This is a genomic window from Paenibacillus algorifonticola (assembly GCF_050481745.1).
Taxonomy (GTDB): Bacteria; Bacillota; Bacilli; order Paenibacillales; family Paenibacillaceae; genus Pristimantibacillus; species Pristimantibacillus algorifonticola_A.
The window spans coordinates 1-26,123 of the sequence record NZ_JBCNGR010000019.1; the positions used below are offsets into that span (position 1 = coordinate 1).

Annotated in this window: 26 protein-coding genes and 7 tRNA genes; 3 read left to right on the forward strand and 30 right to left on the reverse strand. The window is 49.8% G+C overall.

Annotated elements, in window-relative coordinates:
- Nucleotides 1–255: 255 nt before the first annotated feature.
- The 5 genes from ABEW34_RS17980 to ABEW34_RS18000 all read right to left on the reverse strand — a co-directional run bounded on the left by ABEW34_RS17980 (nt 256) and on the right by ABEW34_RS18000 (nt 4,450).
- Nucleotides 256–525 carry an HPr family phosphocarrier protein gene (locus ABEW34_RS17980; protein ID WP_046234108.1) on the reverse strand — a complete coding sequence of 90 codons (270 nt, stop codon included), beginning with the start codon at nt 523–525 and terminating at the stop codon, nt 256–258.
- 97 nt (nt 526–622) lie between these two features.
- A complete protein-coding gene (gene whiA, locus ABEW34_RS17985; RefSeq protein WP_430160537.1) occupies nt 623–1,552 on the reverse strand; it encodes a DNA-binding protein WhiA in 930 nt (309 codons plus the stop codon).
- Nucleotides 1,553–1,558: 6 nt separating this feature from the next.
- The gene (locus tag ABEW34_RS17990; protein ID WP_430160538.1) at nt 1,559–2,545 is read right to left on the reverse strand and encodes a gluconeogenesis factor YvcK family protein; all 987 of its coding nucleotides are present in this window, start codon (nt 2,543–2,545) and stop codon (nt 1,559–1,561) included.
- 12 nt (nt 2,546–2,557) lie between these two features.
- On the reverse strand, nt 2,558–3,445 hold the full coding sequence (gene rapZ / locus ABEW34_RS17995; RefSeq protein WP_430160539.1) for an RNase adapter RapZ: 888 nt from the start codon (nt 3,443–3,445) through the stop codon (nt 2,558–2,560).
- Nucleotides 3,446–3,499: 54 nt separating this feature from the next.
- Entirely contained in the window at nt 3,500–4,450 is a 951-nt protein-coding gene (locus ABEW34_RS18000) for an ROK family glucokinase (protein WP_056032507.1), read from the reverse strand.
- A gap of 382 nt (nt 4,451–4,832) precedes the next feature.
- Here ABEW34_RS18000 and ABEW34_RS18005 point away from each other — a divergent pair, with 382 nt between their 5' ends.
- Nucleotides 4,833–5,399, forward strand: coding sequence for a glycerol-3-phosphate responsive antiterminator (locus ABEW34_RS18005; protein WP_430160540.1), 567 nt, complete (start codon nt 4,833–4,835; stop codon nt 5,397–5,399).
- A 251-nt stretch (nt 5,400–5,650) separates the two neighbouring features.
- On the opposite strand, the gene trxB is transcribed toward ABEW34_RS18005, so the two are convergent.
- The 11 genes from trxB to ABEW34_RS18060 form a co-directional block, all read right to left on the reverse strand.
- On the reverse strand, nt 5,651–6,598 hold the full coding sequence (gene trxB / locus ABEW34_RS18010) for a thioredoxin-disulfide reductase (RefSeq protein ID WP_430160541.1): 948 nt from the start codon (nt 6,596–6,598) through the stop codon (nt 5,651–5,653).
- Between the two features lie 60 nt (nt 6,599–6,658).
- Entirely contained in the window at nt 6,659–8,410 is a 1,752-nt protein-coding gene (locus ABEW34_RS18015; protein ID WP_430160542.1) for a tetratricopeptide repeat protein, read from the reverse strand.
- 323 nt (nt 8,411–8,733) lie between these two features.
- Nucleotides 8,734–9,684, reverse strand: coding sequence for a ribose-phosphate diphosphokinase (locus ABEW34_RS18020; protein ID WP_056032519.1), 951 nt, complete (start codon nt 9,682–9,684; stop codon nt 8,734–8,736).
- Nucleotides 9,685–9,826: 142 nt separating this feature from the next.
- Nucleotides 9,827–10,633: a histidinol-phosphatase HisJ gene (hisJ, locus tag ABEW34_RS18025; protein WP_430160543.1), complete on the reverse strand. Its 807-nt coding sequence runs from the start codon at nt 10,631–10,633 to the stop codon at nt 9,827–9,829.
- A gap of 67 nt (nt 10,634–10,700) precedes the next feature.
- Entirely contained in the window at nt 10,701–11,435 is a 735-nt protein-coding gene (gene hisIE / locus ABEW34_RS18030) for a bifunctional phosphoribosyl-AMP cyclohydrolase/phosphoribosyl-ATP diphosphatase HisIE (RefSeq protein ID WP_430160544.1), read from the reverse strand.
- Complete coding sequence (hisF, locus tag ABEW34_RS18035; protein ID WP_430160545.1) at nt 11,432–12,190, reverse strand: imidazole glycerol phosphate synthase subunit HisF; 759 nt, start codon at nt 12,188–12,190, stop codon at nt 11,432–11,434. The genes hisIE and hisF overlap by 4 nt, the downstream gene beginning before the upstream one ends.
- 224 nt (nt 12,191–12,414) lie before the next feature.
- The gene (hisH, locus tag ABEW34_RS18040) at nt 12,415–13,032 is read right to left on the reverse strand and encodes an imidazole glycerol phosphate synthase subunit HisH (RefSeq protein ID WP_430160546.1); all 618 of its coding nucleotides are present in this window, start codon (nt 13,030–13,032) and stop codon (nt 12,415–12,417) included.
- Between the two features lies 1 nt (nt 13,033).
- Nucleotides 13,034–13,633, reverse strand: coding sequence for an imidazoleglycerol-phosphate dehydratase HisB (gene hisB / locus ABEW34_RS18045; RefSeq protein ID WP_430160547.1), 600 nt, complete (start codon nt 13,631–13,633; stop codon nt 13,034–13,036).
- Between the two features lie 73 nt (nt 13,634–13,706).
- Complete coding sequence (gene hisD, locus ABEW34_RS18050) at nt 13,707–14,984, reverse strand: histidinol dehydrogenase (protein ID WP_430160556.1); 1,278 nt, start codon at nt 14,982–14,984, stop codon at nt 13,707–13,709.
- Between the two features lie 138 nt (nt 14,985–15,122).
- Nucleotides 15,123–15,731: an ATP phosphoribosyltransferase gene (gene hisG / locus ABEW34_RS18055; protein WP_046234141.1), complete on the reverse strand. Its 609-nt coding sequence runs from the start codon at nt 15,729–15,731 to the stop codon at nt 15,123–15,125.
- 32 nt (nt 15,732–15,763) lie between these two features.
- The gene (locus tag ABEW34_RS18060) at nt 15,764–16,996 is read right to left on the reverse strand and encodes an ATP phosphoribosyltransferase regulatory subunit (protein WP_430160548.1); all 1,233 of its coding nucleotides are present in this window, start codon (nt 16,994–16,996) and stop codon (nt 15,764–15,766) included.
- Nucleotides 16,997–17,235: 239 nt separating this feature from the next.
- Here ABEW34_RS18060 and ABEW34_RS18065 point away from each other — a divergent pair, with 239 nt between their 5' ends.
- A complete protein-coding gene (locus tag ABEW34_RS18065; protein WP_430160549.1) occupies nt 17,236–17,682 on the forward strand; it encodes a hypothetical protein in 447 nt (148 codons plus the stop codon).
- 84 nt (nt 17,683–17,766) lie between these two features.
- Here the strand turns inward: ABEW34_RS18065 and ABEW34_RS18070 are convergent, their stop codons facing one another.
- The 7 genes from ABEW34_RS18070 to ABEW34_RS18100 all read right to left on the reverse strand — a co-directional run bounded on the left by ABEW34_RS18070 (nt 17,767) and on the right by ABEW34_RS18100 (nt 24,558).
- A complete protein-coding gene (locus tag ABEW34_RS18070) occupies nt 17,767–18,270 on the reverse strand; it encodes an acyltransferase (RefSeq protein ID WP_430160550.1) in 504 nt (167 codons plus the stop codon).
- Nucleotide 18,271: 1 nt separating this feature from the next.
- Nucleotides 18,272–18,928 carry a pyrophosphatase PpaX gene (gene ppaX / locus ABEW34_RS18075; RefSeq protein ID WP_430160551.1) on the reverse strand — a complete coding sequence of 219 codons (657 nt, stop codon included), beginning with the start codon at nt 18,926–18,928 and terminating at the stop codon, nt 18,272–18,274.
- Nucleotides 18,929–19,057: 129 nt separating this feature from the next.
- Nucleotides 19,058–20,014, reverse strand: coding sequence for a prolipoprotein diacylglyceryl transferase (gene lgt / locus ABEW34_RS18080; RefSeq protein WP_430160552.1), 957 nt, complete (start codon nt 20,012–20,014; stop codon nt 19,058–19,060).
- Nucleotides 20,015–20,034: 20 nt separating this feature from the next.
- Nucleotides 20,035–20,973 carry an HPr(Ser) kinase/phosphatase gene (hprK, locus tag ABEW34_RS18085; RefSeq protein ID WP_056032546.1) on the reverse strand — a complete coding sequence of 313 codons (939 nt, stop codon included), beginning with the start codon at nt 20,971–20,973 and terminating at the stop codon, nt 20,035–20,037.
- Nucleotides 20,974–21,180: 207 nt separating this feature from the next.
- Nucleotides 21,181–22,302 carry an ABC transporter ATP-binding protein gene (locus ABEW34_RS18090; RefSeq protein WP_056032549.1) on the reverse strand — a complete coding sequence of 374 codons (1,122 nt, stop codon included), beginning with the start codon at nt 22,300–22,302 and terminating at the stop codon, nt 21,181–21,183.
- Between the two features lie 87 nt (nt 22,303–22,389).
- Nucleotides 22,390–23,535, reverse strand: coding sequence for a PucR family transcriptional regulator (locus ABEW34_RS18095; protein WP_430160553.1), 1,146 nt, complete (start codon nt 23,533–23,535; stop codon nt 22,390–22,392).
- A gap of 75 nt (nt 23,536–23,610) precedes the next feature.
- Nucleotides 23,611–24,558, reverse strand: coding sequence for an MraY family glycosyltransferase (locus ABEW34_RS18100; RefSeq protein WP_430160554.1), 948 nt, complete (start codon nt 24,556–24,558; stop codon nt 23,611–23,613).
- Between the two features lie 176 nt (nt 24,559–24,734).
- Here ABEW34_RS18100 and ssuE point away from each other — a divergent pair, with 176 nt between their 5' ends.
- Nucleotides 24,735–25,283, forward strand: coding sequence for an NADPH-dependent FMN reductase (gene ssuE / locus ABEW34_RS18105; protein WP_430160555.1), 549 nt, complete (start codon nt 24,735–24,737; stop codon nt 25,281–25,283).
- A gap of 129 nt (nt 25,284–25,412) precedes the next feature.
- On the opposite strand, the gene ABEW34_RS18110 is transcribed toward ssuE, so the two are convergent.
- The 7 genes from ABEW34_RS18110 to ABEW34_RS18140 form a co-directional block, all read right to left on the reverse strand.
- Nucleotides 25,413–25,488, reverse strand: a tRNA-Lys gene (locus ABEW34_RS18110).
- A gap of 15 nt (nt 25,489–25,503) precedes the next feature.
- Nucleotides 25,504–25,587, reverse strand: a tRNA-Tyr gene (locus ABEW34_RS18115).
- Between the two features lie 7 nt (nt 25,588–25,594).
- Nucleotides 25,595–25,670: transfer RNA gene (locus ABEW34_RS18120), tRNA-Phe, on the reverse strand.
- A 17-nt stretch (nt 25,671–25,687) separates the two neighbouring features.
- Nucleotides 25,688–25,764 (reverse strand) — tRNA-Asp (locus tag ABEW34_RS18125).
- A 20-nt stretch (nt 25,765–25,784) separates the two neighbouring features.
- Nucleotides 25,785–25,861 (reverse strand) — tRNA-Met (locus ABEW34_RS18130).
- Nucleotides 25,862–25,878: 17 nt separating this feature from the next.
- Nucleotides 25,879–25,954: transfer RNA gene (locus tag ABEW34_RS18135), tRNA-Val, on the reverse strand.
- 7 nt (nt 25,955–25,961) lie between these two features.
- Nucleotides 25,962–26,038: transfer RNA gene (locus tag ABEW34_RS18140), tRNA-Met, on the reverse strand.
- Between the last annotated feature and the right edge of the window lie 85 nt (nt 26,039–26,123).

The window sequence follows — 26,123 nt, forward strand, 5'->3', positions numbered from 1 at the left end:
CCGGGTTTCTTTTGTTATGCACTTTTGTTATGGATTTTTTTAAGCAATCTCTAGTTAAAAATAGAACCAAGGTGAAACGGCTGTCGCCGTCCTTGAGGTGCAGCGTGTTTCATTCCGAGAAATATAGGAATTTATAAGGTTGAAACTTTTACATTCTTATAATTCAAAAAACCGCCCCAGATCATCCTGATCCAGAAGGCGGCATAGCCAAATAATAGGGTTATGAGCGAGCGAATCCCTACTGCATAGGGCTTCTTATTGGTTCTCCAGCTCTTCCTTGCTTACCAATGCAGCTAAAGCGTTTACAGCCTGTTCTGCGTCCGAACCTTCCGCACTTATGAAAACTTCAGTGCCCGAACTGATTGCCAAGCTCATAATTCCCATAATCGATTTGGCATTCACTTTCTTGTCGTCTTTCTCGACGAATACTTCAGATGAAAATTTATTAGCTTCTTGTACGAATAATGCTGCAGGTCTTGCATGAAGACCCGTCTTTAGTCGAACGACAACCGGAAGCCTTGTCATGGAAACCATACCCCCTATATCTTATTCATTCCTTAATTATGCCGATAATTTTAAACTCATTGTATCATTATACCATCGGAAACAAGAAGTTAAAAGTTTAGCCATTGCGTATTTTTTCAGCAAGCTCGTCAATTTTGCGAAGACGATGGTTTACGCCTGACTTGCTTACTGACCCTTTCAGCAGTTCGCCAACTTCCTTCAAGTTCAGATCGGGATGCTGCAGGCGAATTTCAGCAACTTCCTTGAGCTTATCCGGCAAGTTATCAAGGCCCAGCTCGCGGTCCAGCAGTTTAATATTATCAATCTGCCGAACGGACGCGCCAATGGTCTTGTTCAGGTTCGCCGTCTCGCAATTGACGATGCGATTGACAGAATTGCGCATGTCGCGCATAATCCTTACATCCTCGAATTTGAATAACGCCTGATGAGCACCGATAATGTTCAGCAGCTCAATAATTTTCTCGCCTTCCTTAATGTAAAAAATAAAGCCTTTCTTCCGCTCAATGCAGCGAGCATTCAGATCGAACTTATTGGCCAGCTCCACTAATGAGCCGCAATACTCCTCATACATCGTAGAGATTTCCAAATGGTACGAGGAACCCTCAGGGTTATTTACTGAGCCTCCAGCAAGAAAAGCCCCGCGCAAATACGAACGCTTGCAGCAAGACTTCTTGATCATCGTTTTATCAATTCCAGAGTTGAACACGAAACCCTCAGATACGATATGAAGCTTGCTTAATATAGATTGTACCATTGTTGGAATACGTACGATATACACATTGTTCTTTTTCAGCCGCATTTTTTTCCGAACCAACAGCTCGGTGTGTACCTCAAAGTGCTTTTTGACCAGAGAATAAATACGACGGGCTATTGCAGCATTTTCTGTTGAGATGTCCAAAATGACTTTGCGGCTGGATAAGCTGACAGAACCATTCATCCGAATGAGCGCGGAAAGCTCTGCAAGCTCACAGCAGGAATCCGCTTCAATAAGCGTAAGTTCCTTTTTGGTTTGTGCCGCAAACGACATGGTTTGTCACCTCTTTCTAATCATCCAGTTTTCCACTAGCTTATAAATATGATGGCTTAGACGCTCCGCATCATGCCTTAGAAACGTCTGGAATAAAACAAAACGATCCGCAATAACCTCGCAGCCCTTGCTGCGAATAGCTTCCAGATCAATAGCGACGGGTCTCGCGCCCATCTCTGCGTATTTGGCTTCCACTTGCGGTGAAATTTCACCATTGTTCACAATGACATAATCGAATAATTGCAGGCCGATATGAGCCTCAATCGCATTCATATGATCGGATACCGTATAGTTGTCCGTCTCTCCCGGCTGCGTCATCACATTGCATACAAACAGCTTGACGGCGCAAGATTCCGTAATCGCTTGAGCAAGCATCGGAACAATCAAATTCGGCATAATACTTGTGTACAAGCTTCCCGGCCCAATTAAGATGGCATCTGCTTGCTCAATCGCTTTGACCGCTTCCGGCAGCGCGTGCGCATTCTCCGTATCAATGAATACACGTTTAATCGCTTGACCCGCCTTTGGAATCATCGACTCGCCAATGACGATCGAGCCATCGGCCATTTCCGCCTTGAGTACGATAGCCTGGGCTGCCGCTGGCAAAACCCGTCCGCGCACCGCCAGCACCCTGCTAAGCTCGCGTACGCCCGTCACAAAATCACCTGTGATGTCAGCCATAGCAGCCAGCATTAAATTGCCGAGGCTATGTCCCGCTAGTCCTGTACCTGAATTAAAACGGTATTGCAGCACCTCTGCGAGCAGCGGCTCGGTGTCGGCAAGTGCCATCAGCACATTGCGAACATCGCCTGGAGGTGGAATTTGCAGCTCATTGCGCAGCACGCCGGAGCTGCCCCCATCATCAGCAACCGTGACGATGGCTGTAATATCCATGGGCTTTTCCTTCAGCCCGCGCAGCATAACGGATAATCCTGTGCCTCCGCCAATGACCACGATCTTGGGAGGCGCTCCTATTTTGTGCCTGTTCTGCATACGTCCCCTCCGTTAATGCCTGTCGCGGTCGGAATCGCGATGGCTGACGCGTACCCGTTCCGTATCACTGCTTCCCAGCACACGGCCCAAGTATTCCGAAATCGCCACCGAGCGATGTTTTCCTCCGGTACAGCCAATGCCGATAACGACCTGGCTCTTCCCTTCCTTATGATAAAGCGGAAGGAGGAACTGGAGCATATCAACCAGCTTAGCCAGAAACGCCTGCGTTTCCGGCCATTTCATCACATATTCATAAACCTCTGGCGTCTGGCCAGTATTCGGGCGCAGATGCTCAATATAATGAGGATTAGGCAAAAAACGCACATCATAAATTAAATCCGCATCAATCGGAATGCCATATTTAAAGCCGAAAGAAATGACATTGACCGATAAGCTATTTTGCTCCAGATTCGTAAACTTGGAAATAATTCGCTCTTTCAGCTGTGCGGGCTTGATGCTGCTGGTATCAATAACCAGCGATGCCGATCCCTTCAAATCCTCCAGCATTCTGCGCTCCAGCTTGATGCCGTCCAGCGGCAAGCCGTCGGGCACAAGCGGGTGGCGGCGACGGCTCTCCTTGTAACGTTGAACGAGCACGCCGTCCGTCGCATCCAGGAACAGTATCTCACAGCTTATGGTAGAATGGTCTTTAATATAACTTAAGGATTCCGCCAAAGCTGTAAAAAACTCCCTGCCGCGCAAGTCAATAACTAAGGCCACCTTGCCGATCTTCCCGTTTGATTGCTCAATGAGCTCTGCAAACTTAGGGATAAGCACCGGGGGCAAATTATCAACGCAGAAGAAGCCAAGATCCTCCAGACTTTGTACAGCAATCGTTTTGCCCGCGCCTGACATCCCTGTAATAATAACAAGCTTCGCTAGTGCTGCTGCCGTCTCCATCTTCTTCTCCTCCTCACAAGCGGGGAAAATGTCCCTGTTATCCTATGTTTATCGCTACGAGCGCAAAATCAATCCCGCTGCGCCAACGACACCTGCATTGTTGCCAAGCGTAGCAGGGATGATTTTCACGCCATCCTGCGCTTCTTTCTGTGTATACTTCTCGAATACTTCGCGAATTTGCTCGAACAGAAACTCTCCAGCTTTGGACACGCCGCCGCCAATAATGAAGCATTCCGGATTCAGCACGACTGCCATCAGCGCCATCGAGCGTCCCAAATAATAAGCAGCACGGCTTACAATGCGCATAGCTACTTCGTCTCCAGCTTTTGCTGCATCGATAACGTCCTTCGCCATAATGTCTGTCACTTGAGCAAGGGTCGTACGGTCACCGCGCTCCACAGCATCCTTCGCCATACGGATAATGCCCGTTGCGGAAGAAACCGTTTCGAGGCAGCCCATCTTGCCGCAGCCGCACTGAATCGCTTCGAGATCCGGCACAATCGCAATATGTCCAAGCTCGCCAGCCATGCCCGCGAAGCCTTCGACGATTTTGCCACCGATAATAATACCGCCGCCTACACCTGTCCCAAGCGTGTAGCATACGCAGTGGTCGATGCCTTTGCCCGCGCCAGCCCAAGCTTCGCCGAGCGCCGCCACGTTTGCATCATTGTTTACAAGCACTTTAGTTGCCAGCTTGGCTTCCAAATAATCTTTCAAATTTACGTCGCGAATCTTCAAATTCGGCGCGAACTTAATATAGCCCGACGGAATGTCCAAGAAACCGGCGATTCCTACGCCTACGCCGCCAACCTGCTCCCATTCATAGGAAGATTCAGCGACGATGGCACGCGCATAAGCAGCAATATTTTCAAGGATAGCATCCGTACCTTTATTCGTTTCTGTGGGACCTTCATACGTGTGAAGCAAATCCCCGTTCTCGTTGCACAATCCGACCTTAATTGCCGTTCCGCCAACATCGATTCCAACGTAAATCTTTTGAGACATTTGTAGTCCACCTCATTAATATGTTAATCTTCTCTGTCCACTATAAGCGAAGCTCCTCCCTCTGGTCAAGGCAGGAAGCTCCTTGCTGCCGCTGGATTTGCACGTTGAGTTCACCCCGTATATCCATTAGACTAGGGTCGAGCGTAAACGGCTTTGCCGTCCTCTGGCGGCAAAGCTTTCGTTTCGCGATGAAATATAGAGAAGGGATGGGGACATCATATCCTTTCCTATATTTCAAGGTGAAACGGCCGTCGCCGTCCTTTGGCGGCGTGGCGCGTTTCATTCAGAGAAATATAGAGCAGGAATGCGAGCATCCTATCCTTTCTTTAATATTTCAAGCGAAAACAGCATGATCTCGTCCATCAGAAGGAGGTATTCGGCCTTGCCCTTTCACAACCAGCAAATATTGCCTGCTCCGCGAAAAACGAAAGATTTGGAAAAGCTGATGACTTCTGACTTCTCCTATATTGTGCTGCTGGAGACGCATATCAGCCAACTGAAGAGCATTTTCGAGCTGGCGAATGCCCATGGCAAAAAAATTCTGCTCCACGCCGATTTAATCGGCGGCCTCAAAAATGACGAATACGCCGCCGAATATTTGTGCCAGATGATTCGCCCGGCCGGACTTATTTCTACGCGCGGCGCTGTCATTAGCACGGCAAAGAAAAATGGCCTCATTGCAATACAGCGCTTGTTCCTGCTGGATACGCACGCACTGGAAAAAAGCTATGTGCTGCTGGAACGGACTAAGCCTGACTATATCGAAGTGCTGCCAGGCGTTATGCCGCATATCATTCGTGAAGTTTTTGAACGGACGGGCATTCCGATTTTTGCCGGCGGTCTGATCCGTACTGTAGCAGATGTGGAAAATGCAACTGCCGCTGGAGCTACAGCGGTGACCACCTCGCGCAGCGAGCTGTGGGCGCATTTCGCGTCCATGAGCAAGTAATTTAATTCGGCAAGCCGATGCCGCTTGCGTCAATGCTCGCCACCCGCACCACCCAGTACAATAGCGCTGCTTGTTCTGGGGTACTGCCCAAACATACAAGAGTACAATAAACATACAATAAATACCCCTTTGCCTTATTCATCAGGCAAAGGGGTATTTGCTGCATTTCGATCTAGGGAATTAGGAAGCTCAGCGTTAGATAGGCGCTTTCGCCTTATGTGCGCTAACTGAACTTAATCGCCGATCTATGCTTACAGTGACTGGCTCCAGTCATGCGTCATGCTGCCTTCGAGGAAACGTTCACAGTCGAGCGCCGCCATACAGCCGCTGCCCGCAGCGGTAATCGCTTGGCGATATTTGCTGTCCTGCACGTCGCCGCAAGCGAAGATGCCTGGAACGTTCGTCTCGGAAGTGCCCGGTTTTACTTTAATGTAGCCATGCTCATCCGTATCGATCTGTCCATTAAGGAAGCCGGTGTTCGGCGTGTGGCCGATTGCGATGAAAATACCGTGCGTCTCAATGACTTCTTCACTGCCCGTTTCATTGTTGCGTACTTTAAGGCCAGTAACGCCCATTGGCCCAGCTACAACCTCAACTGGCGTGCGGTTCAGGCTCCAGTCGATTTTCTCGTTTTCACGTGCGCGATCCTGCATGATCTTAGAAGCGCGCAGCTCTTCGCGGCGGTTAACAAGCTCTACATTCGTCGCGAAGCGAGTCAGGAAGCTGGCTTCCTCCATAGCGGAATCTCCGCCGCCCACAACGATGATTTTTTTACCGCGGAAGAAAAATCCGTCGCAAGTGGCGCAGGTGCTGACACCGCGGCCTACGTTTTCTTTTTCCCCAGGGATGCCTAGGTATTTCGCTGAAGCGCCCGTTGAAATAATAAGCGACTCGCCTACGAATTCGCCTTTGCCTTCTACTTGCAGCTTGAACGGTCTCGCGGAAGTATCCACGCTGTTCACCCAGCCCGTAATAAACTCTGCGCCGAAGCGCTCAGCCTGCTTGCGCATATTAGCCATCAAATCCGGACCCATAATGCCTTCCGGGAAGCCCGGGAAGTTCTCTACTTCCGTCGTCGTCGTCAATTGGCCGCCCGGCTCCGGTCCTTCAATAACTAGCGGCTTCATGTTTGCACGAGCCAAATAAATCGCAGCCGTCAGTCCCGCAGGACCCGTACCGATAATAATTGCTTTATACATCCTGTAACCCTCCTTAAATTTTGCCCTATCCCTATTATATTTCACGATCGCGCCAGCTCGCTATTCCAGCGGTTCATCTGGCGCAAATACCGAATTGATCGAACGCATCTTTTCCTTAATGCCGCACACTTGATCAATTCTCTTCGCATTTTTGCTGACCGTTGCAATGGAAGTGCCATAACGAACGGATACCTCATGATACGAAATCGTGCGCCGATGCATCTTCGCCGTCAAATATTCCAGCGCTGCGGCCCAGCCTTCCACCTTGCTCAGCTTCGGAACATCCGGATAGACCCGGCTGAGAAACTCGACCCACAGCGTCATCAGATCATGCTGCTGTATCAGATCATAACGTTTATTCATTCGCGATAACGCAGCTTCGACTACTTCCTGCCATTTAGCTTCCCACACAGGCAGACGAGAAGGAACACGATTCGGTTCAATGACCGTCTCCTTGCCTTCCAAAATCGCCTGCAGAGGCTCCTGTACATCAATGGTACGCAGGACGAAAATCGCAATCCGCTTCAAATAATCGTCTTCGCCCGGTTCGATTAGAAATGCTCTAAGCGCATCCTTCACTTCATTGTCGGCAATCATGCCGAGCGCCTGAATGACTTGCAGCTTCGTGTTCCGATCGCCGTGGCGCAGCGCCCAGAAGAAGGAGGAACGGACGAGCGGATCGCGCTTCAAATGATCAGGCAGCCCATCCGAGGAGTTTTCCCAAAGCTTGAACTGCTCCTCAAACGGTAAATGGTAATGGTAGCTGACCGCTGATTTATGCTGCCCTTGCTTCACCAACTCCAGCTGCTCCATATAATAGCGGGGAATATTCGACTTTGGATCCAGCTTCGCTGTCTGCCGCCACAAACGCTCGGCTTCATGGAACCGCCCAATATTGCATGCAGCTACTGCCGCATAATGATACAGGCATGGGTCCTGATTTAGATCAGGGTCCTTCAGCAAGCGAAGGAAGTGGCGGTAAGCCGCCTCATGCTCGTCAAGAATACCCATCGTCGTAGCCAGCTTAAACACATGCTCCTCATGAAAAGGTGCCGTTTTGCGCAGCAGCTCCACCAGTGGAGCCAAACTTTTCTCGTCCTCTGCATGCTGATAAAAGATGGCCAAATTGCACAAGGCATGCAGGTTGCCCGCATCAATATGCAGCGCTTCATGAATCGTTTCCATCGCTTTATCAAACAGACCCATATAATAATAAGCGAGCGCCAAATTGTTGCGTGCAGCCAGAAACTCCGGCTGTGCCGCAATAATTTCCTCAAGCAGGCGAACCGCCTCGGTAAACTTGCCTTCCTCCAGCAGCGTGCGTGCCTGATCATGCTCAAACAGGCCTTCACGCGCCTTAATGCTCGTTACCCGCGTTGGACGCTCCAGCTCATAATCGAGCAATTCCATCATTTCTTCCGCCTCATCGAGGTACTGCCCATCCGCATCCTCTTCGAGATATTGCACCAATGCCCCTTCAGCGGCTTCATATTGTTCCATATTGGCATAGTTGTTCGCCATATAAAAATGGCATTCCGTCATCGTAGGATCAAGCTCATCGACGATCCAATGCAAAATTTTATTGGATTCCTCATAATTGCCCATTTCCGATAAAATGCCAGCCATATTACAATGGTTAACCGGATTTTCCGGCTCATATTCCACAGCACGGCGAAAATATTTAAGTGCCTTGTCATAGTGGTATCGGTCCAATGAGCGGACAGCCCGTTCGAAAAAGAATGTGGCATCCCACTGAATAGGTATGATTTTCGTTTTTGGCTCAGCTGTGGCTGCGCGTTTCTTTCCCTTCATTGGCAAGGCACCTCCCGGAAACTTCATTTTCTACGATTATAACATAGGAACGGTCAAGTCGCTCACTCAAACTAAAGGAAACGCTCCAGCACAGCTGCAATCGCCCGCTTTCCCTTAGGGAAACAGACAAAAGGTTATGAAAATCGCGGGCGTTTTAATAACCGCCCGCGATTTCATATAAGTATTTATGCTGCTTGTGGTAAAGAGTCGACAAGGTGAAACGGCTGTCGCCGTCTTCTGGCGGAGCAGCGCGTTTCATTCCGAGAAATATAGAGAAAGGATGGGAACATCATATACTTTCCTATATTTTAAAAAAGTTCTCGCTACACGCCTGCATTCTTGAACAGGGTGCTGATCGAACCGCCTTCAATAATGATGCGTGTTGCTTCTGCAAGCAGAGGAGCAACCGATAGCACCGTGAAACGGTCCGGACGATTGTCAGGCAGGAGAATAGAGTCGGTTACGACTACTTCTCTAATACTTGGAATATCCAAACGCTCAATAGCATTGCCGGAAAAGAGAGGGTGAGTAGCGCACACGTACACATCTTCCGCACCACGTTCCTTCAAGCTTTCGACTACATTGACAATCGTTGTGCCGGTATCAATCAGATCCTCGATAATAATCGGAGTCTGGCCTTCTACATCGCCAATAACATGGGTAATCGATGATTCATTATGTGCCGGACGCTTCTTGATCATAATCGCGAACGAAGTGTCCAAGTAGTTGGCAAGCTTCTCGGCAGTCGAAGCGCGTCCAGCATCTGGCGATACGACAACTGGGTTTTTAATATTTTTCGATTTCAAATAATCGCTGAGCAGATCAAGAGCTGTCATATGATCGACCGGAATATTAAAGAAGCCCTGAATCGCTGGTGCATGCAAGTCAATCGTAACGACGCGGGTCGCCCCAACTGTCGTCAATACGTCTGCAACCATTTTTGCGGAAATCGGTTCCCGGGGCGCGGATTTACGCTCCTGACGGGCATAACCGTAATACGGCATAATAATGTTAATCGTTTTCGCCGAAGCCCGTTTTGCCGCATCGATCATGACGAGCAGCTCCACGAAATATTCATTAATTGGATGCGAAAAAGATTGAACCAGAAATACGTCGCAGTTCCGGATGGTTTCTTCATAGTGGACATAAATTTCGCCACTCTTGAATCTGGACATCTTAATGGCGCCGAGCGTCAATCCTAAATCCGAAGCAATCTTCTGAGCTAGTTCCGGATTAGACGATCCCGAGAAAATACGCAACTTGTCGCTTAACATAATACCCTCCTGAGCGTTTAAACCAAATAAGTTTTACCTGACTAGGCTTTCAATGCGCAACGCCTGCTTGCCCTAGCTTTGTGCTCCGGGCACAGCCCGTTTGCGCTTGGTCAATACCATTATACATCGAATTGCTAATAATTCAAAAATCAATACTGACTAATTTTCGACGATCAAAGGTCGCGAGCTGCGAAAAACCGACTTCTTTCAACATCAGACGCGCTTGATCAAGGTATTGTGCCAGTCTTTCTGGCTGATGCGCGTCCGAGCCGACCGTAATCGGGATGCCAAGCTTAAGCGCATATTCCAGCATTCTGCGGCTCGGGAACATCTCCTCCGCTGGCGTCCGCAAGCCCGAGGCGTTCAATTCAATTGCAACGCCATGCCGCTTGACGGCTTCGAGCGCTGCATTTTCCAAATGCGTCACATCTTCCTCCGGCTTAAAGCCAAAGCGCTTGATCACATCGATATGCCCGATAAAATCATAAAGCCCGGTTGCCGCCGCCTTCTGGACCGCATCATAATACTGCTCATATACCGCCAGCCGGTTTTTGCCTTCCCAGCCGTGCGTCTGGCGAAAATCGGTAATATCCCACTCGCCGAGAAAATGTACCGAGCCAATGACATAATCGAACGGATACGCTTTAATAATATCCTCGATTTGCCGCTCATAACCCTCGATATAATCGCCTTCCAGGCCAACACGTATATCGATTTGATGTTTGTACTTCTCCTTAAGCGTCAAGCACTCCTCGACATAACGCGGCAGCTCCTCCATTGGCATAGCCATCTCTGGATAATACGTCGCCGGATCGACATGAATAAGCGGCAAATGGTCGGACAAGCCGAGCTGGTCAAGCCCCAGTTCAATGCCCTTCCGTACGTATTCCTCTAGCGTGCCAACTGCATGCCCACAGCGCACATGATGGGTATGGTAATCGATAAGCATAAGGCAGCCCTGCCTTTCCCTTTTTAATCATATGAATTAAAACCGCAAAACGCGGCAATCCGCCTGGCTAGGCTTTGGACTGCTCGCGTTTCATTGCATTATTGCTGGCTGGTTTGCCGTGGCGCTGCACAAGCTCCTGCATCACATCATCCAGTGGCAAGCCCCGCTCTCTGAGCAGCACCAGCAGGTGGAAGATCAAGTCGCCAGCTTCAGAGCGCAGCTCGTCGTTATCTTGATTTTTCGCCGCGATAATCGCTTCGGTTGCTTCCTCGCCGACTTTTTTAAGAATTTTATCGATGCCTTTATCGAATAAATACGTCGTATACGCACCTTCTGGGCGCTCCGCATGACGCTCGGCAATGACGCTTTCCAAGCTGCCCAAAATCGCAAAGCGATCTCCGCCTTGTCCGACTTCAGCTGCAGCTGCCCCAGTTGACACGGAATCTACGCCGGAATTGGCCTCAGTAGCTTTATTCGCCAGTTCGATATCATTAAAAAAACAGCTATAGCTTCCCGTATGGCAAGCCGGTCCAACTTGATGAACGCGTACCAACAGCGTATCGCCGTCACAGTCATAGGATAAGGACTCAATACGCTGCGTATGGCCGCTCGTTGCGCCCTTGTTCCACAGCTCGCTGCGCGAGCGGCTCCAGAACCAGGTCGAACCCGTCTCCACCGAAAGCTTGAGCGAATCCTCGTTCATATAAGCGAGCATCAGCACCTCCTTGCTCTGCGCATCCTGCACGATCGCTGGCACAAGGCCGTCCTCGCTCCACTTAATCTGTTTTATCCAGTCTGTCATCTGACCTCCACGCCCTTCTGCTGCAAATCATCCTTCACTTCGCGAATCGTCATTTCCTTGTAGTGAAAAATCGTCGCCGCCAGCGCAGCGTCCGCCTTGCCCTGATCGAAAACATCGCTGAAATGCTCAATGCGGCCTGCTCCGCCCGAAGCAATAACCGGAATGCCCAGCTTGCCGGATACAGCAGAGGTCAGCGGCAGATCAAAGCCGTCCTTCGTGCCGTCAGCATCCATGCTCGTCAGCAAAATTTCGCCAGCGCCAAGCTTCTCAACCTCACATGCCCACTCCAGCGCTTTAATGCCTGTCGCCTGGCGGCCGCCATGCGTATACACTTCCCACTCGCCCCACGCTTCGTTAAATTTCGCGTCTATCGCGACAACGATGCACTGGGAGCCGAATTTGCGCGAGCCATCGCGTACGAGCGAAGGATTTTTGACTGCGGCCGTATTAATGGCGATTTTGTCTGCTCCTGCGCGCAGCAGCCGCTTCATGTCGTCGACATGCGAGATGCCGCCGCCAACGGTGAACGGAATCGTAATTTCGCCTGCCGTGCGTTTGACGACCTCGATCATCGTAGCCCGGCCTTCAACCGAGGCGGAAATATCGAGAAATACGAGCTCATCCGCGCCCTCGCGGTCATAGGTAGACGCCAGCTCGACCGGATCGCCAGCATCGCGCAAGTTAACGAAATTTACGCCTTTAACGACACGGCCGTCTTTGACATCGAGGCATGGAATAATGCGTTTTGCCAGCATTTTGCACGCTCCTTATATTAGACTCATCTATGGCTTCGCCTGCGACAGCCTGTAGATATTCATTTTTTAAAATATAAGCATGTATAAGTCTCACCGCGAAACGTTAGCTTTACCGCCAGAGGACGGCTTTCGGCCGTTTACGCTTGTAAAAAAATAACGTTGTCGTTCGATAGATATATGGTGCTGATAAGCGACTTCCCGGTGATGTAGCCGGCGGGGCTAGGCTAAGCCTTGCTGCTGCCGGTCAATGCGAGGAAGTTGCCAAGCAGCTGCATGCCAAGCTCCCCGCTTTTTTCCGGGTGGAACTGCATGCCGTATACTTGCTCACGCCCAACGATAGCTGTTACCTGCTGATAATAATCAGTCGTAGCCAGCAGATCGCTGCCTTGCTCCGGCTTCGCATGGAAGGAGTGGACGAAATACACATGGCCCTCTTCCAGCCCCGTAAACAGCGGGCTCTGCTCCTGCTCAAAGCTAAGCTTGTTCCAGCCCATATGTGGGATTTTGTAATCGCCTTGGAAGCGGACGACCTTTCCCGGCAGAAGATCAAGACCCTCGTTGTCGCCGTATTCCTCACTTGCGCTGAACAACAGCTGCATACCGAGGCATATGCCGAGCAGCGGCTTGCCAGAGGCGGCATATTGCTTCACAACCTCATCAAGCTTCGTCTCGCGCAAATTGCCCATCGCATCACCGAAGGCGCCGACACCTGGCAAAATTGCGCCGTCCGCCGCCAAAATCTCCTGAGGATCGGCCGTTACAACCGCAGCATATCCGAGACGCTCAACCGCTTTGCTAACGCTGTGAAGATTGCCCATGCCGTAATCGATGATCGCAATCATGCTACAGCACTCCTTTCGTCGAAGGCACTCCTTGTACGCGAGGATCAATGCTCGTCGCTTCATCCAGCGCCCGGCCAAGCGCCTTGAATACCGCTTCAATCATATGATGCGTATTCTGGCCGTAATGTACGATAACATGCAGCGTAATGCGCGCTTCAAGCGCGAGCTTCCATAGAAACTCGTGTACCAGCTCCACAGAGAAGCTGCCTACTTGGCTTGAAGGATACTCTGCGCGGTATTCGAAATGCGGGCGGTTGCTCACATCGATTATAACCTGGGCCAGCGCCTCATCCATCGGCACAAATACGCTTGCGTAACGCTTGATGCCGCGCTTGTCGCCAAGTGCTTCACGCAGCGTTTGTCCGAGGCAAATGCCGATATCCTCTACTGTGTGGTGATCGTCGATTTCAATATCGCCTTTTGCATTGACCGTCAGATCGAACTGGCCATGCTTCGTAAACAAATCCAGCATATGGTTCAGGAATGGCACATCCGTCTCAAGGTTAGCCGTTCCGCTTCCGTCTACCGAGAATGCCAGCTTGATGTCTGTTTCATTTGTTTTGCGAGCTACTTCCGATACGCGTCCTGTCAATTCTGCCATTACCGATTCCTTCTTTCTTCACATAAAATAACTGTTCGCTTTGCTTTACATCGGCTTACCCTAGGCTTGCTTTTTAGCGGCCTTCGCGCTCCAAACGGATTTGAATCGCCCGCGCATGGGCTTCAAGCCCTTCCTGCCGGGCCAGCGTCATAATTTTGTCGCCATTTGTCAGCAGCGCTTCCTTGCTATAGTAAATCAAGCTTGATTTTTTCAGAAAATCATCCACATTGACCGGCGAGGAAAATCTCGCTGTCCCATTCGTCGGGATGATATGGTTCGGCCCGGCGAAATAATCGCCAACCGGCTCCGAGCTGTAAGGGCCGAGGAAGATGGCCCCGGCATTTTCGATCAAGCCGAGCAGCCTCATTGGATCGGCTGTCAGCACCTCCAGATGCTCAGGCGCCAGCTTGTTCACGACGTCGATGCCCGCTTCCAGCGAGTCAACCATGAGCACGGCGCCGTAGCTGTCAATTGAGGCCCGCGCTATCGCTTGGCGGGGCAGCGTAGCGAGCTGACGCTCCACTTCAGCGGCTACAGCGCTTGCGAGCTGCTCCGAAGGCGTGACGAGGATGGACGATGCCATCTCGTCATGCTCCGCCTGCGACAGCAGGTCAGCGGCGATATAAGCCGGATCAGCCGTTTCGTCGGCAAGCACGACGATTTCGCTTGGACCCGCGATGCTGTCGATATCGACAGCGCCAAATACTTCGCGCTTCGCAAGCGCGATATAAATATTGCCCGGTCCGCAAATTTTATCAACGGACGCAATCGTTTCCGTACCATGGGCGAGTGCGGCAATCGCCTGCGCTCCGCCTACACGGTACATCTCCTTGACCCCTGCTTCAGCAGCGGCCACGAGAATACCAGGATCAATGCCGTCCCGTCCGCCAGTCGACGGCGGCGTGACCATTACGATTTCCGGCACGCCAGCTACCTGGGCCGGAATGACATTCATGAGCACGGACGACGGATACGCCGCCTTGCCTCCGGGCACATAGACGCCGACCCGCTTCAGCGGGCGCAAAATTTGCCCGAGCAGCGTCCCGTCCGGCTGCAAATCCATCCACGAGTTGCGCTTCTGCTTCTCGTGGAAAGACCTGATGTTGACAGCGGCCTCGCGGATCGCTGTCAGAAAAGCGGCGTCTACCTGCTCATACGCCGCATCAATTTCCGCCTGCGTCACACGCAGCTCCGCTGCCGTCAGCTCAGCCCTGTCCAGCTTTGCCGTGTAACGCAGCAAAGCGGCATCTCCTTCTTTGCGGACGTCTGCAATAATCGTCCGCACTACTTCATTTTGCTCCGGCGATCCGTATTCCACCTCGCGCTTCAACCCGAACTGCTCTGCTCGCATAATTCTCACAGTCGCCAACCCCTTTCCCTTTAAGCTCTGTTCCATCTGTTTTATGGCTTTACTCTGCTCTGCCTTTATCGCACTTTTCTGCTTTGCGGCTCTGCTTTATTTAATTCTTCAGCTCGTGCTTCCGCAATCCTAAAGCTTCGCACCAAGCGTTTCCTGCAATCTATCGCAGAGGCTTTGAATCGCCTCGTTCTTCATCCGGTAGCTGACGCGGTTCGCGATCAAGCGGCTCGTAATGCCGAAGATGGACTCCATCTCGACCAAGCCGTTTTCACGCAGTGTCTGTCCCGTCTCGACCATATCGACAATGCGGTCAGCGAGGCCAATAAGCGGCGCAAGCTCGATCGAGCCGTTCAGCTTAATCACCTCTACCTGCTGCCCCAGCTCGCGAAAATATTGCGAAGCCACATTCGGATATTTCGTCGCTACCCGCGGATTGATAACCGGCTTCCAGTCCGGAAGCCCGATTACCGACATCCGGCACTTGGCAATGCCAAGATCCAGCAGCTCGTAAACATCTTTATTTTCCTCCATCAGCACATCCTTGCCGACGATTCCAATATCTGCGACGCCATATTCCACATAAGTAGGCACATCTACAGGCTTTGCCATTATAAACTCCATGCCTGCTTCCGGCAGCTCAATGATCAGCTTGCGCGTATCGTCAAAATCACTTGGAATCGGCAGTCCCGCTTCGCGAAACAGCTTCGATGCCTGCTTGTAAATCCGGCCTTTCGGCATAGCTACCTTCAAAATCTCTCTTGCTGTTCCGCTCACTTGCCATCCCCCCCAAGCATTCCATTCAATCCTTCTGTAAACAGTAAAAACTCCACATATTCTACGCCTTTGAAAATAAACCGTCCAGACGTGTTCTTCGCCAGCTCAGCCGCCTCTTCTTTCCCGATACGCTCCGTCACAACCGTCGCTCCTTGGCCTCTGAGCTGCTGCGCGATTGCAAGCGCCGCTTTGCGCTCCGTCTCATCGTAGCCAATCAGCACACGCTCCGCCTGAGCAGGCTCATCTTCATTGCCGAGCACTTCCAGTATCCGCGTCGTCTTCAGCGCAAAGCCTGTTGCTGGAGCAGGACGGCCGAATTGAGCTAGCAAATTATCGTATCTTCCGCCGCTCACTACAGGGAATCCAAGATCCGCTGCATATCCTTCAAAGGTCATGCCTGTATAATAGGAGAAATCGCCGATCATCGTCAGATCGATCAGCACATGCTCGCTCAGTCCGTAAGCATCCAGCACATCCCACATCTCGCATAAATGCTGGATAGACGCCTGTGCCGTCTCATCTGCGCTTAACTCCAGCGCCTGCTTGCATACCTCCTGGCCGCCGCGCAGCCTTAAAATCCCTTCCAGCTCGCGCTTTACAGGCTCCTCCAGCGACAGCTGGCGCAATTGCTCACGGTAGCCGACGTAATCGCGACCCAGCAGGCACGCTTTAAGCTGCTCCTGCGCTTCCTTGCGTCCAGACAGCGATTCCTCAAACAGCCCGTTCAGGAAGCCGACATGGCCGATAGCGATCTTGAACCGTTTTACGCCAGCTGCCTTCAAGGAAGCGATAGCGAGTGCTACAACCTCCGCATCCGCATCAGCCGAAGCATCACCTACAAGCTCAACGCCCGTTTGGAAAAACTCAGCCTCCCGGCCCGCTTCCTCTTCAATTGCACGGTATACATTCGCATGGTACGACAGGCGCAGCGGGAATGGGGACTCCTTCAATAGCGAGGATACCACACGCGCAATAGGTGCCGTCATATCCGAACGCAGCACGAGCGTTGTTCCACGGTTGTTGAGCAGCTTGAACAGCTTTTGGTCAGAGGTAGAGCTTGCTACCCCTACGGTGTCGTAATATTCCATAGTAGGCGTAATGATCTGCTCATAGCCCCAGCCCTGCATACAAGCAAGAGCGGCATGCTCGATCCGGCGCAGCTTTGCAACAGCTTCCGGAAGATAATCTTTAACACCAATCGGTTTCTCAAATACTTTTGGTTTAGACATCTATTTTCACCCACATTTTACTTTAGTATGTTAACGCGTTGCCATATTAGCGATCTGCCAAAATAAAGTACCTAGACGTTATGGTAACATGAAGCTTCTGCTCCGTCAAGATTAGAGCTTTCCCGAATGAGGAATGTATCATAACTGCACAAATGCCGATCACCGCAAGGTATGCAACTTTCTCCAGCGGCCGCTCGTCTCCTTTTTAAATGAGTCATGAATAAGGAGGGCACGAACAATTGAAACCCACTAGAAACAAAGTTGCTATTTGGGTATCCAGCTTAATGATAGGTATGATTTTATTCGGTGCGATCATCGGTATAAATGCTCTAAACAAGAGCCTGGATATCTTCAATATGTTTAGAAGCTTCACTTTGACGATCCATAATGAATCCGATCATGAGCTTGTAACCGTTCAAGCAGGCGTACTTGCCAGCGATGAGAAAGGCAACATTATTGAAACGGATTCTAAACAATTGTACGACGATCCCATCGCTAGCGGGAGCAAAAAGAAAATCACTCCCGAGCTGAACTTAACTGGCGAGGGAGGCATCTATATTACCTATACCGACTCCACTGGCTTTACACGCACAACTTCCGTATGCTCATACACAGAAAGCTTGTCCGGCTCCTCAACGATTACGATTTATAATGATGATGCCAAGGTTGAGGAGAACTGCTACTAAAACAAACAAAAAGTGCTTCTGTGAACATGAATGAAGCTGATGCTCTATATGGGCACCAGCTTCATTCGTGCAGCATTGCCAGATTTAACTGTGATCCTCTGGACGGCTCCCTTTTCCAATTTCCCGAATCGGGTTCCCGCCAACGAAAGCATGGGCTGGCACATCCTTGTAAACGACTGAGCCAGCGGCTATCACCGCATGATCGCCAATCGTAACGCCCGGCAATATCGTCGTATTGGCGCCAATCATGACGTTCGCCCCTATTAACACATCGCCAAGCCGATATTCGCGAATTAAATATTCATGCGTAAGAATCGTCGTATTGTATCCGATAATCGTATTATCCCCAACCTCAATCCGTTCCGGAAAAAAAACATCCACCATCACCATTAGCGCGAAAGCGGTATGCTGACCGACCTTCATGCCCAGCACACGGCGATAGATCATATTTTTGACCGGCAGAATCGGACAATAACGGGCCAGTTGAATGAAAATGAAATTACGAACCGCCTTGAAGCTGCTGACCGTGCGATAGACCTGCCAGAGCGCATTAGGCCCCTCTACCGGATAACGTTCGACATTACGCAATTTATCTCCGCTCCAATCCTGCGAAAGCGTACAGCTCCCGCATATCATCAATGACATACTGAGCGCCAGAATCTCTGAGCAGCTGTGCCCCCTTCATCGACCAGGCTACACCTACAGGCAAAGCGCCCGCCGCCTCAGCGGACAAAATATCGACCGAGCTGTCGCCCAGCATCAATGTCGTGGCCGGATCTGCACCAAGCGCAGCAATCGCCATGCTGACAGGCTCTGGATGAGGCTTCGGATGTGTGACGTCATCAATGGTCACGATCGTGTCAATATAGTCACTCAAGCCGACATATTTCAAGCCTCGTTCTGTCGTCAGACGCATTTTCGTCGTTACAATCCCAATCTGGATGCCTTGTTCATGCAAATTTTTAATGACCTCTACCACATAGTCGAAAGGCTTAACATACTCATCATGCAGGCGAAGGTTTACTTCGCGGTAAGCCGCTACCAGATGCGCAACATCCTCCAGCCCCGAAAACTGCTGCATTTGCATCGTCAAAGGCTGTCCCATGCTTGGAATAATATGCTCTCTGGAGAAATCCGCCGGAACGACACCTTGCAGCGCATCCAGAAACGAGCGGATAATCAGTTCATTCGTATCAATAATGGTACCATCCAAATCAAACAGCATCGTTTTTATGTTGCCTAGCACATCTGTCTCCTCCTAAATCCGCTTTAAAACCTCTCTATAAGCCAGCCTTTCAAAAAGTCTTACAAAAACATAACGGCTACTGCCTTCAAGAAGGCAATAGCTCGTCTTATCTCCATTTAACTTCCACCGTTATGCTTTTGGAACATCATCCGTTGCAATAGCCGCATGCTCCACCTTCGTGGAAACAATTGGATCGGAATAATGTTCTTTCGCAGCTCCTGTCTTGCGGCGAATAACGATAAACGCGATGGCGCCAACAATGAGCAGAAGCGCAAGCAGCTGTGAAATTCTCAGGTTGCCGTAAGCCGGGTCCAAATAGCCAGGCTGGAACAAAATCGTCATTGGCGACCAAAGAACGTCAACAAGGTTCACGAGCCAAGTAGGGCCATGGAAGGCCAGGCTGTCCGTACGCACCATTTCAATGTAGAAACGGCCGAGGGAATACCAGATGAAATAGCTCGCCAGCAATTCGCCTGCACGAAGGAAGCGCTGGCGGCGCAGCACGCAAAGTAGAATGATGCCTACAAGGCTCCACAGCGATTCATACAAAAAGGCCGGATGATGGAAGATGCCATTCACGTTCATTTGATTCACTATAAAATTAGGCAGGTGCAGCGTATCACGCAGGAAGCTTTCCTCTACGGGACCGCCATATGCCTCCTGATTCATAAAGTTGCCCCAACGGCCAATCATTTGACCAGCAAGCAGCCCTGGAACGCACACATCGGCGAGTCTCAAAAAGCTGTAGCCTTTATAACGGAAGTAGAAGAAGCCGCATAGAAAGGCACCGATCAGCGCGCCATAAATGGCTATGCCGCCCTCCCAAATTTTGAACACATCGAGCGGGTTGGCCTTATAATCTTCCCATTTGAAGGCAACATAATAAATTCGAGCACAAATAACGGCAGAAGGAACGCCAAGCAGCAGCATATCCATAAAGAAATCCGGCTTAATGCCAAAGCGTTTGCCCTCTTGTATCGCCAGCAGCAAGCCTACCAAAGCAGCTGTGCCGAGAATAATGCCGTACCAACGTACAGTTAGGGGACCCAGTGAAAAAGCAATCGGGTCAATTAGCGATGTAAGCATCTTTTATTAGCTCCTTTATATCAATCGTAATCATCCGCATCTTCAGCAATCGTTTCCGTCAGCTTATTAGTAAACTGCAGCGCAGCATTATAGCCCATCCGCTTCAACCTGAAGTTCATAGCCGCCACCTCAATAATAACCGCAAGGTTCCGTCCCGGTCTTACTGGCACAGTTACAAGAGGTACATCGGTATCAATGATACGCGTCTTCTCTTCATCCAGCCCCAGACGGTCATATTGCTTATCCTGCTGCCAATTCTCAAGCTTGATGACTAAGGTAATCCGCTTCTGTGTACGTACGGCACCCGCGCCGAACAGCGTCATTACATTAATAATGCCCAAGCCGCGAATCTCCAGCAAATGACGGATCAATTCCGGTGCTGTGCCGTGAAGCTGGCTGTCAGACGTTTGTCTTATCTCAACTGCATCATCGGCAACGAGGCGATGTCCACGTTTTACAAGCTCAAGCGCTGTCTCGCTCTTGCCGATACCGCTGCCGCCAGTGATGAGCATGCCCACTCCATAAACGTCTACCAGAACACCATGAATGGTTGCGGTAGGCGCAAGCTTTTTCTCCAGAAAATCTGTAATCCGGCTCGTCAAAATCGTAGTCGCCACATGGCTGCCAAGCACAGGAATATTGGTTTTATTCGAATAAGCAATCAGCTCATCCGGCGGTTCCAGTCCACGGGTCAAAATAATGCAAGGCGTGTCTGAATGGCACAGACGCTCCATCCGCAGCCTGCGCTCCTCGGACGTCAGCGTGCTGAGAAACGTAATTTCCGTTTTCCCTAACAGCTGTACCCGCTCACTCGGAAAATAATCAAAGTACCCGGCCATTTCAAGCCCTGGACGATACAGGTCATCAACCGTTATCGCACGCTTCAAGCCTTCCTCACCCGATATGATTTCCAACGAAAAATGCTGCACTAATTCTGATACTTTCACTTTCTTAGGCATAGCATGGCCTCCTTATATCACAACAGCGTATGTAAGCTAATTACCAATGACTTCATCGTATAGGAAAAAAGCGCCGAAAGCAATGTCTTCCCGCTTTCTGACGCTTAAATGTAGGATGCGATCCCCATATTTATTCCCAGTGGAATAACAAAGAGCTGTTGGACGAATCCAACAGCTCTCTTATGAAATCTATAATAGCTTTAGCAATTAGTTTTCGAAAATGTTAAGCTCGGACTCTGTGTCGAACAGGTGAACTTTGTTCATGTCCAGAGCAAGTTTAACTGTCAGGCCATCACGCAGAGCGGAACGCCCGTCTACACGTGCGATAACTGTGTCTGTGCCGATACCGTTCAGGTACAGGTACATTTCGTGACCCAGGTTCTCTGCAACTTCGATCGAAGCGTTAACGATCGTGTTAGGCGAAGCTTCCAGGAATACTGGCTCTTCATGAAGATCCTCTGGACGAATACCCAAGATCACATCTTTGCCGATGTAGCCTTTGGAACGAAGTGTAGCAGCTTTGCCTTCAGGCACAACTACATCGACGCCAGTCGATTTGAAGCGAACCGTACCGCCTTGATCCGTCAATGCACCTTTAATGAAGTTCATGGAAGGAGCACCGATGAAGCCAGCAACGAAAATGTTAACTGGGTGGTTGTAAAGCACTTCTGGAGAAGCTGTTTGTTGAATAAAGCCATCTTTCATAACAACAATGCGATCACCCATCGTCATAGCTTCGATTTGGTCATGCGTTACATAGATTGTTGTTGTTTCAAGACGTTTAGTCAGCTTGGAAATTTCAGCACGCATTTGACCACGAAGCTTCGCATCCAAGTTGGAAAGCGGCTCATCCATCAAGAATACTTGCGGCTCACGAACGATCGCACGACCAAGAGCGACACGTTGACGTTGACCACCGGATAGAGCTTTCGGTTTACGGTCAAGCAAATGCTCGATATCTAGAATTTTAGCAGCTTCACGAACGCGTTTGTCGATGTCTGCTTTTTTGAATTTACGAAGTTTCAAACCAAAAGCCATGTTTTGGTATACGTTCATATGCGGGTAAAGGGCATAAGATTGGAACACCATTGCGATATCGCGATCTTTAGGAGCTACGTCATTAACAAGACGCTCGCCGATAAACAATTTACCTTCGGAAATTTCTTCAAGACCTGCAATCATACGAAGAGTTGTCGATTTACCACAACCGGATGGACCTACAAGCACTAGAAATTCTTTGTCCTTGATATCTAAGTTAACGTCAGTTACCGATGCTTTATCAGAACCCGGGTATTTTTTGTAAATGCCTTCTAAACGTACGCCTGCCATGTGAATTTCCCCCTAAAAGAAATTTTCTTATAGGACTATCTTATCCCACATGCAGTCAGATGACTATGCACAAACTTTACAAAAAAACTAATGTCTTTTCGTAACTTTGTACAATAGCAATATAATTTTGACTAAGACGGCATCACGAAACTGTCGTACATCCAGACCCGTCTCCTGTTTTAACTTGTCCAAACGGTATAATAACGTATTGCGATGGATATAAAGCTTCTTTGCGGTTTCGCTTACATTACAATCCAGTGAGAAGAAGGTTTCCAATGTAGCGAGCATTTCTGCCTCTACGAAAAGCTCGGTACGTTTTAGCGATTGCTCCAAATATCGGGCCCGCTGGCTCTCCGGTATACTATTCAGCAGGCGTTCAAGCTGCAAATTCCACGGAAAATGGATATTGCTGCCAACATGGAATTTCCGCCCTAGATTAATCGTTTCGCGCAGCGCAGCTGTCGTCTCTACAATCCCCTTCGCCGGTCTGATTGGATGGGACACCGCGAGATGGCATTCTCCAATCCACTCGCTGGCAAGCATCTCATGCAGCCCCAGACAGATGGAAGCCAGGTTGTCCTCCACCGACTCTTCATCATTGTCATCAAACAGCTCTGAATCCGCTTCCTTAAGCAGTGATACCGGACCCCAGATAAGCCATTCCTGCTCCCGAAGCGGTATTAATAAAATTTCCTCGGCGAGAAAAGAACGAAGCAGCTTCTCCAGCTCCACGTACGCTGCTTGCTTTGTATTTGAATATTCCGTTACTAATAAAAAAGGAATCATATCCGCGAACAGCTTGCCACCCGCGGTCAAGTGATCCGGCATCGATTGTCCCGGCTCGCCTGATTCGAACTGCTCCTGAATCCACTCGCCGATGCTGCGAGCTGTTTTCTCGCTTTCTGTCAGCTTGCCAGAAGCCTTATCGTGTGCTGGCCTCGTTTCATTCCAGCGCAGCATTAGGCTCAATAAATCCAGCATACTCTCCTCAAAGCGGCTGCCCTCTATTTCCAAAACCTCTATTTCATGCTCCACTACTCTGATGGCTACCCACATTTTATCCTCGCTTTGAACACGTTGTCCTTCCAAAGCTAAGCCGTGCCCATGCTCCTCCGTCTGCAGGTAGTGATTTTTCTCTGCTATATCATTCCATTCGGACAATTGCATTTTTACTAGACGAACTGGACAGTCCAAAATGCGCTCCAGCGGTTTCAACCATTCTGTCGTGCTCATTTTCTGCTATCTCCTATCGCAAGCCTCACGAATGAACGCTTTTTCTCGTCATTGTAACATATTGGTGGAGAGAATTCAGCCCATGACCAGCAAAAGGATGATCGATAGCATGGAGAACAACGCTGCTATTAAGTATAGAAAAGATACGGTTTGCACCTGGTTCAATCCCCATTTCATCAGCGCATGATGCGTATGCAGTTTGTCCGCATGGTGCAGCCCTTTGCCACGAGCGAGCCGCCTCAGCATGACAATGGAAGTATCCATAATAGGCAATCCCAGCGCCAATAACGGAACAAGCACTGTTATGAAAGTCGCCTTCTTAAAAGCCCCGTCTACTGCCACAACGGCTAGCGTATATCCAAGAAATGTAGCCCCCGCATCCCCCATAAAAATCCTTGCCGGATAAAAGTTAAACAGCAGGAAGCCCAGGCATGCCCCGCCTACAATGGCCGCTAAAATCGCCGTTTCAGCCTGTCCTTTGACCAATGCAGTAATAAACAACGTTATCGCCGACAATACACTTACGCCCGACGCCAGCCCATCAACCCCATCCATGAAATTAATCATGTTGATAAGAGCGAATATCCAGATCGACGTCCCAAGCCAAGCTATCCAATGCGGGAGAAAAAAGAACAATCCCGAAGCTGGGCTCGTCACCCCTGTTATTTGAATATGGAACCAAAGCGGGAGCGTGGAAACTGCGCCATAAACGAGCACTCTGGGCCAGACAGGAAAATCCCTTCCCTCGGCTTTAGCTTTATCATCTAATAATCCAATGGTGACAAGCACCGCGCCCCCAGCCGCAATCGTCCAGCTTAAAGACGTCATCCCCTGAAAAGCAATAATTGTAACCGTACACGCCACATAAATCGCTATGCCACCGAGCAAGGGAATCGGCCGCCGATGAATTTTTCTCGCATTCGGCCGATCCATAATACCATATTGCAAGGCGAGCCTTTTCACAATGGGAACCATTATGCTTACAATCGCCAAACTTATAAAAGCCGCCAACCCATATATCATCTTAGACGGACCCCTTTGCATCGCTAATCAGCTTGTTTCCGCCTATTGTTCCCTAATGAAGAAAAAATCATGAATTGTTTTCATAAATGTCATTGACGTCGAAAAGATTGGAATGTTAAGATTAAACATAGTTATCTTATCGGAATAAATATGTATACAATAGAGGAGCGATTTTCATGTCAACGATTGTTATCATTTCGGGCAGCCCGAATCCTGGTTCCCGTCTAACCGGCATTACCCAATATATCGAACAGCAGCTCAATAGCCAAAATGTAACATTCAGCCATATTACAGTCGCTTCGCTGCCAGCGGAAGATCTGATTAACGCCCGTTTCGACAGTCCCGCCATCAAGGAAGCAACGGCCCTAGTTGAAGGTGCGGGTGCCGTCATTATCGCAAGCCCAGTCTATAAAGCCTCATTTACTGGTGTTCTTAAAACCTTCCTCGATCTATTGCCGCAAAAGGGCTTGGAAGGGAAAATCATTACGCCTTTTTTCATCGGTGGTTCACTTGCCCATCTGCTATCCATTGATTACTCCCTGAAGCCTGTACTTGCATCCATGGGTGCCAAGCATTTCGCCAGCGGTGTCTATGCGGTAGACTCTCAAATCGCTCGTGTGCAATTGGATGATGGAGCGGCCGGGCTTGAGCTAAATGACGAATTAAAGCTCCGTCTCGATGCTTCCTTAACAGAGCTGCTAGCTGAATTAAAACTTCGCTCCTAATAAATGCTTACAAAAAAGCTCGGTATTGGTTATTAAACCAATACCGAGCTTTTAAATTTTCATACAAACAAAAATCCATATAAACAAAAAAATTCACAGATTATTTTCTGTAAATTAGCTTTTAAAAAATGGTGAGTCATGTAGGATTCGAACCTACGACACCCTGATTAAAAGTCAGGTGCTCTACCAGCTGAGCTAATGACTCTCGATGTGAAGGAAATGGTGGAGGGCGATGGATTCGAACCACCGAACCCGAAGGAACAGATTTACAGTCTGCCGCGTTTAGCCACTTCGCTAGCCCTCCATAAAAATGGTGGCTCGGGACGGAATCGAACCGCCGACACGAGGATTTTCAGTCCTCTGCTCTACCGACTGAGCTACCGAGCCGTATAACGAAAAGAAAATGGCGGAGCTGACGAGATTCGAACTCGCGGTCTCCTGCGTGACAGGCAGGCATGTTAGGCCTCTACACCACAGCTCCATAAATTATTGCTTAAGAATTGGTTGCGGGGGCAGGATTTGAACCTGCGGCCTTCGGGTTATGAGCCCGACGAGCTACCGGGCTGCTCCACCCCGCGTCATTGTAAAACATATATGGTGGAGGCTGAGGGGATCGAACCCCCGACCCTCTGCTTGTAAGGCAGATGCTCTCCCAGCTGAGCTAAGCCTCCGAAAATATGGTAGCGGCGAAGGGGATCGAACCCCCGACCTCACGGGTATGAACCGTACGCTCTAGCCAGCTGAGCTACACCGCCACATTTTCCCGATTACTTACATTGCAGACCTCGGGATGTACTGCAATATCAACGTGAATTGCACGTTGAAAACTGGATGCGAAAG

Coding starts and splice junctions, on each gene's coding strand:
- hisG (WP_046234141.1), bottom strand. CDS start 15,731: ATGCCGAAAGGCCGGATTTACAAGCAGGCATCGAAGCTGTTTCGCGAA.
- lgt (WP_430160552.1), bottom strand. CDS start 20,014: ATGCTTACATCGCTAATTGACCCGATTGCTTTTTCACTGGGTCCCCTA.
- ABEW34_RS18020 (WP_056032519.1), bottom strand. CDS start 9,684: ATGTTAAGCGACAAGTTGCGTATTTTCTCGGGATCGTCTAATCCGGAA.
- trxB (WP_430160541.1), bottom strand. CDS start 6,598: ATGTATAAAGCAATTATTATCGGTACGGGTCCTGCGGGACTGACGGCT.
- ABEW34_RS17990 (WP_430160538.1), bottom strand. CDS start 2,545: ATGCAGAACAGGCACAAAATAGGAGCGCCTCCCAAGATCGTGGTCATT.
- hisJ (WP_430160543.1), bottom strand. CDS start 10,633: ATGCTTATCGATTACCATACCCATCATGTGCGCTGTGGGCATGCAGTT.
- hisF (WP_430160545.1), bottom strand. CDS start 12,190: ATGCTGGCAAAACGCATTATTCCATGCCTCGATGTCAAAGACGGCCGT.
- ABEW34_RS18060 (WP_430160548.1), bottom strand. CDS start 16,996: ATGTCTAAACCAAAAGTATTTGAGAAACCGATTGGTGTTAAAGATTAT.
- whiA (WP_430160537.1), bottom strand. CDS start 1,552: ATGTCGTTTGCGGCACAAACCAAAAAGGAACTTACGCTTATTGAAGCG.
- hisB (WP_430160547.1), bottom strand. CDS start 13,633: ATGGCAGAATTGACAGGACGCGTATCGGAAGTAGCTCGCAAAACAAAT.
- ssuE (WP_430160555.1), top strand. CDS start 24,735: ATGTCAACGATTGTTATCATTTCGGGCAGCCCGAATCCTGGTTCCCGT.
- ABEW34_RS18000 (WP_056032507.1), bottom strand. CDS start 4,450: ATGTCTCAAAAGATTTACGTTGGAATCGATGTTGGCGGAACGGCAATT.
- ABEW34_RS18090 (WP_056032549.1), bottom strand. CDS start 22,302: ATGGCAGGCGTACGTTTAGAAGGCATTTACAAAAAATACCCGGGTTCT.
- hisH (WP_430160546.1), bottom strand. CDS start 13,032: ATGATTGCGATCATCGATTACGGCATGGGCAATCTTCACAGCGTTAGC.
- hprK (WP_056032546.1), bottom strand. CDS start 20,973: ATGCCTAAGAAAGTGAAAGTATCAGAATTAGTGCAGCATTTTTCGTTG.
- hisIE (WP_430160544.1), bottom strand. CDS start 11,435: ATGACAGACTGGATAAAACAGATTAAGTGGAGCGAGGACGGCCTTGTG.
- ABEW34_RS18095 (WP_430160553.1), bottom strand. CDS start 23,535: ATGAGCACGACAGAATGGTTGAAACCGCTGGAGCGCATTTTGGACTGT.
- rapZ (WP_430160539.1), bottom strand. CDS start 3,445: ATGGAGACGGCAGCAGCACTAGCGAAGCTTGTTATTATTACAGGGATG.
- ABEW34_RS18100 (WP_430160554.1), bottom strand. CDS start 24,558: ATGATATATGGGTTGGCGGCTTTTATAAGTTTGGCGATTGTAAGCATA.
- ABEW34_RS18015 (WP_430160542.1), bottom strand. CDS start 8,410: ATGAAGGGAAAGAAACGCGCAGCCACAGCTGAGCCAAAAACGAAAATC.
- hisD (WP_430160556.1), bottom strand. CDS start 14,984: ATGCGAGCAGAGCAGTTCGGGTTGAAGCGCGAGGTGGAATACGGATCG.
- ABEW34_RS17980 (WP_046234108.1), bottom strand. CDS start 525: ATGACAAGGCTTCCGGTTGTCGTTCGACTAAAGACGGGTCTTCATGCA.